The following is a 4,263-nucleotide window of genomic DNA, read 5'->3' on the forward strand; positions in this document are numbered from 1 at the left end:
GCGATGCAGTACCGGCACAACATCCTCGGCGGATTCCTCGCCGGGACGGGCCTGACTCTCGACAGACCGGACGGACCCTAATACGCCGAAGTCAGTAAGCGCGCCAGGCTTGCAGCTCCTCGGCGTTTAGCCAGCGAGTCTCCTCCATGTGGAAACCCTAGATCTGTTTCAAGTTTGAAGCAAATGCAGTAAGGTACTGGCATGTCGGTAAGCCGCCCCCTGGATCTTCCTCCGATAACAGAGGCGCTGTGCCCCTCGCGCCTGCTGCTGGAGCATGTCACCAGCCGCTGGGGGGTGCTCGTACTGATCCACCTCCTCCACCGTCCGCACCGCTTCAGCGAGCTGCGCCGGGCGGTCGGACACGTCAGCGAGAAGATGCTGGCCCAGACCCTGCAGACGCTGGAGCGCGACGGCCTGGTCCACCGTGACGCCAAGCCGGTCATCCCGCCCCGCGTCGACTACTCCCTCACCGACCTCGGCCGCGAGGCGGCGGAACAGGTGCGGACCCTCGCGTTCTGGGCCAAGGAGCGGATGGAGCAGGTCGAGAAGGCCCGCGACGCGTACGACGAGGCCCGGGCCGCGGACCACGACTCACGGGCCTCGTAGCGGGAAACCGTAGGGGCAACCCATAGCGGGCAACCTTTTGTACGGCGCTCAGCCGACGACCGTCCAGGTGTCCCCGCCCGCCAGCGTGCCGCCAGATCCCCCTCCCCCTGCCGCTCCACCGCCGTGTCGAGCCGCTCGGCCTTGCGCGTGCCGTAGACCGGCCGCTCGACGGTCCAGAACACCCCAATGGGCGTGTTGCGCAGCATGTCGGGGTCGGCGAGCCGAGACAGCACGAAGACGGTGGCCGGTGACGCGGGATGGGTGTCGTGGACGAGGCGTCCGGGTGGTCCCCGCCGACGATCACTTCCAGATTCCGCTGAAGACGAGGGCTGTCTCAGCTGGGCCGGGGAGCCGAAGGTCTGCAGCAGGGCCAGGACGGCCGGGTGCCGCAGGCGGGGCCCGAGGACGCGTTCGAGAGCAGGATGGATGGAGGTGAGCAGGCCGCGCAGCCGGCCGGATACGGCACCCGCCTCACCAGAAACCTGAAGCCGCATCAACCACTCCGCCCCTTCGCGCGGCCGCCGACTGCGCCCTCCCCCTGCTGTCCCCCGGCCGACACGCAAGGCCCCACCCAGTACGAGGACACCCTTCTTGAACCCCACTGACGAGCAAGCCGCTGCCGCCGACGCCTTCCACGCCGGCAACCACCTGGCGCTGCAGGCCGGCGCGGCGGGTGTGCGAGGCGATGGACATGGAGATCGCGCCCAGCGACATCGACAACACCCGCCTGTAGCTCAAGCGGCTGACCGAGCGCGGAATCCCGGTCGAGACCGAGCAGAGCTTGTTCGCCCAGTCGCGGCCGTAGCCGCCCGGCGACGCTGCGGCCGGCCCGCCTGCTCCTCCCGAAAGGGTGGAACAGACATCAACTCACGTACGACCCTCTCAGGACTGCAGCTGGGCGAAGAGCGTCGCCAGGTCGACGAGGCCCCAGTGCTCGGTGAACTTCCCGTCTGCCACCTTGAACATGCGGAGCTCCAGCACCTCGATCGATCGGCCGGTGGCGGGAGTGCCGTTGAAGGGCCCGGTGTTCGTGCCGGTGAGGATGAAGCTGATCGCGAACCAATCGTCCTCGGCGACGACACGGACCGGCGTGACGGCGAAGTCGGGGACCGCGTCGAGGAACGACGCCAGCACCGCGCGGTTCTCCTTAAGGCCGGTGGCGGTGCCGTCGGCGGCGTGGTTGCGGAAGTCCGGCGCGTACAGGGCGAACAGGGCGTCGAGGTCATGCAGGTTGACGCGCTTGACGTACTCATCGGCAAGTCGGTGCAAGTCGGCGGTGGACGCTTGGGTTTCGACGTTCGAGGAAGACATGTGCTTCTCCAATGTGGATGGACGGAGCGGCTCCGCCCCGGTGACGGACAGTGGAATCGTGTCGAACGGGCGGGTTGGACGAGCAGGGCGCCTGGAGCAGAACGGAGCGAAGTGGGTCTCTCCCGTCCACGTGGTCGCCGGGGCCGGAAGAGGCGGAACCGACTACCGCTTCCGCTTCTTCCGCGCCCCCGACAACCGCATCTACTCCATCGCTCAAAGCGACATCACCAGCTGACCGCTCGCCCGCCACTGCGGCGGGGACTTGAACCGCCCGGGACAGTCAGGCTGCTCTCCCGGCCGGGCCCACCTGGTGGGCCCGGCCGGGAGAGCCTCTGCGGCAACTGGCATACCCCTGTGGAGCCGGGCTGTTCTGCACCAGCAGAGGAGTCCGCCGCCACGCGCCTACCGCCATGCCGGGCAGGAGGCCGCCGACCCTCTTGTAAGACCACGGAAAGCACGCGGCGGGGCACGGTCAGGCGAAGGACGCGAGGAGTTCGCGGTAGTCCTTGGCCGTGGAGGAGACATCCTCGTCGGAGAGGCCGAAGGCGGCGCCGTGCAGGACGAACAGCGGCTGGAGGTCGAACTGGCACAGGCCGAGCGTGGCGTGCCAGGGGGCCAGGATCTGGTCCATCGTGAACTCGGTCGAGCCGTCGGGGCTGTAATCCTCGGCCCGACCGCCGGTGGTGACCGCCAGGACGGCCTTCTTGCCGGTGGTCCGCGTCGGCTTGCCCTCGTAGTTGAACGCCCAGCCGTGGGTCAGGACCGTGTCCTGCCACTTACGGAAGATCACGGGCGTGCTGTACCAGTACAGCGGGTGCTGGAAGACGATCACGTCGTGCTCCGTGAGCAGTGCCCGCTCGGCGTCCCCGTCGATCTCGAAGTCGGGGTAGAGGGCGGACAGGTCGTGCACGGTGACGTGCTCCAGGTCGCGTACGGCGTCGACGAGTGCCCCGTTGTGCCTGGAGGCGGACAGATCGGGATGACCAACGAGCAGAAGAACCTTGGACATGGTGAAAGAACCCTTACGTGGAAACGGTGGGAGGCGGTCGTACCCGGGCCGTCAGGCCAGGGACGCCGACGCCACAGCGGTGGCGCCGGCGCGTACGCCTCTCGCGGGCGGGCGCCCGAACCGGCCGGTTCGGAGGCTGTGCCGCCCGAGGAACTTGATGCATCAAGTGAATCCGCCCGAGTCCGTTCCTCCCAGGTACGCTCCAGACTCATGACCGTCATTACCGGACACGCCATCCCGCGAGTCGGCTACCAGCGCCTGGGGCCCCAGCCCGGTCTGGGCATCGAGGTGGCCACCACGGACGAGACACGCGAGGGTGCCGAGTGTGCGGGCCCTCACCGCCTCGACTTCCACCAGATCGCCTTGGTCACGGCGGGTTTCGACGATCACGAGGTCGACTTCGTCCCCTACTCCTGCGCGCCGGGGACACTGCTGTGGATACGGCCCGGCCAGGTCCAGCGCGGCTTTCCCCCGCCCGGTCTTTCAGGATGGCTGATCTGGTTCACACCGGACTTCCCGCAATCCCTGCCCACGACCGACCACCTGCTGCGCGACCCCGTTCGGACCGTGCGTAGAGATCTGGACAAGGAGGAGCAGAGTCGGCTGGTCACCCTCATCACCGAGCTCCACGCCGAATCGACCGCGACCTCTCCCGACGCCCACCTGCTCCGACACCTGCTGGCCGCCGTCATCCTGCGCATTCGCCGACTGCCCGCCCCCGCCGACGCATCCGACCCGGGACACGGAGGGGACATCTACACCCGTTTCCTCCAGGAGATCGAACGCTCCTACGCCTCCACCCGCCAGGTCGAGGACTACGCCGCCCGGCTCGGCTACACGGCCAAGACCCTCACCCGGGCATCCCTGGCCGCCACCGGACACTCCGCGAAACACATCGTCGACGCCCGCGTCCTGCTCGAAGCTAAACGTCTGCTCGTCTACACCGACCGGACCGTGCTGTCCATCGCCACCCGGCTCGGCTTCACCGAAGCCAGCAACTTCGGCAAGTTCTTCACCCGCCACACAGGGGTGACCCCACTGGAATTCCGCAAGGCCAGCACCACCGTGTGACCACGACCAGCGGGACCACATCCGGTCGTGCGCCAACGGGCCGTCCCGGAGGAGCAGGTGGGATGCGGGACGGTCACGAGTTTGGTCTTGAGTCCACGTAGTGGTCAGCGTGCTGCCGGCCCCAGCGGCAGGCTGGGGCCGGCAGCGTGGCTCGGGTTGCCCAGATCCTTACTGACTTCGGCGTATTAGGGTCCGTCCGGTCTGTCGAGAGTCAGGCCCGTCCCGGCGAGGAATCCGCCGAGGATGTTGTGCCGGTACTGCATCGC

5 protein-coding genes and 2 pseudogenes are annotated in these 4,263 nt (G+C 68.0%); 3 read left to right on the forward strand and 4 right to left on the reverse strand.

The annotated features are described in order from the left end of the window. Nucleotides 1–201 precede the first annotated feature (201 nt). The gene (locus OP79_RS48480; protein ID WP_033329628.1) at nucleotides 202–606 is read left to right on the forward strand and encodes a winged helix-turn-helix transcriptional regulator; all 405 of its coding nucleotides are present in this window, start codon (nucleotides 202–204) and stop codon (nucleotides 604–606) included. Between the two features lie 48 nt (nucleotides 607–654). Here OP79_RS48480 and OP79_RS57915 read toward each other — a convergent pair. From OP79_RS57915 to OP79_RS48485, 3 genes and pseudogenes are all read right to left on the reverse strand, one after another. After that, nucleotides 655–881 (reverse strand): annotated as a pseudogene (locus OP79_RS57915) (2-oxoacid:ferredoxin oxidoreductase subunit beta); the annotation flags it as partial. A 60-nt stretch (nucleotides 882–941) separates the two neighbouring features. Further along, nucleotides 942–1,088, reverse strand: a pseudogene (locus tag OP79_RS54995) (IS110 family transposase); the annotation flags it as partial. A gap of 400 nt (nucleotides 1,089–1,488) precedes the next feature. Continuing rightward, complete coding sequence (locus tag OP79_RS48485) at nucleotides 1,489–1,917, reverse strand: ester cyclase (RefSeq protein ID WP_033329629.1); 429 nt, start codon at nucleotides 1,915–1,917, stop codon at nucleotides 1,489–1,491. A 58-nt stretch (nucleotides 1,918–1,975) separates the two neighbouring features. On the opposite strand from OP79_RS48485, the gene OP79_RS55840 reads away from it, so the two are divergent. After that, a complete protein-coding gene (locus tag OP79_RS55840) occupies nucleotides 1,976–2,152 on the forward strand; it encodes a hypothetical protein (RefSeq protein WP_157857542.1) in 177 nt (58 codons plus the stop codon). A 237-nt stretch (nucleotides 2,153–2,389) separates the two neighbouring features. On the opposite strand, the gene OP79_RS48490 is transcribed toward OP79_RS55840, so the two are convergent. Then, the gene (locus tag OP79_RS48490) at nucleotides 2,390–2,926 is read right to left on the reverse strand and encodes an NAD(P)H-dependent oxidoreductase (RefSeq protein ID WP_033329630.1); all 537 of its coding nucleotides are present in this window, start codon (nucleotides 2,924–2,926) and stop codon (nucleotides 2,390–2,392) included. Between the two features lie 210 nt (nucleotides 2,927–3,136). Between OP79_RS48490 and OP79_RS48495 the strand changes: the two genes are divergently transcribed. Then, nucleotides 3,137–3,997, forward strand: a complete 861-nt coding sequence (locus OP79_RS48495; RefSeq protein ID WP_033329631.1) for a helix-turn-helix domain-containing protein — start codon at nucleotides 3,137–3,139, stop codon at nucleotides 3,995–3,997. Nucleotides 3,998–4,263 lie beyond the last annotated feature (266 nt).

It is taken from the genome of Streptomyces yerevanensis, assembly GCF_000716805.1.
Classification (GTDB): Bacteria; Actinomycetota; Actinomycetes; order Streptomycetales; family Streptomycetaceae; genus Streptomyces; species Streptomyces flaveus.

What these genes read in the sequence shown, in the direction of transcription:
- OP79_RS48480 (WP_033329628.1), top strand. Translation starts at nt 202, where the DNA reads ATGTCGGTAAGCCGCCCCCTGGATCTTCCTCCGATAACAGAGGCGCTG.
- OP79_RS48485 (WP_033329629.1), bottom strand. Translation starts at nt 1,917, where the DNA reads ATGTCTTCCTCGAACGTCGAAACCCAAGCGTCCACCGCCGACTTGCAC.
- OP79_RS48490 (WP_033329630.1), bottom strand. Translation starts at nt 2,926, where the DNA reads ATGTCCAAGGTTCTTCTGCTCGTTGGTCATCCCGATCTGTCCGCCTCC.
- OP79_RS48495 (WP_033329631.1), top strand. Translation starts at nt 3,137, where the DNA reads ATGACCGTCATTACCGGACACGCCATCCCGCGAGTCGGCTACCAGCGC.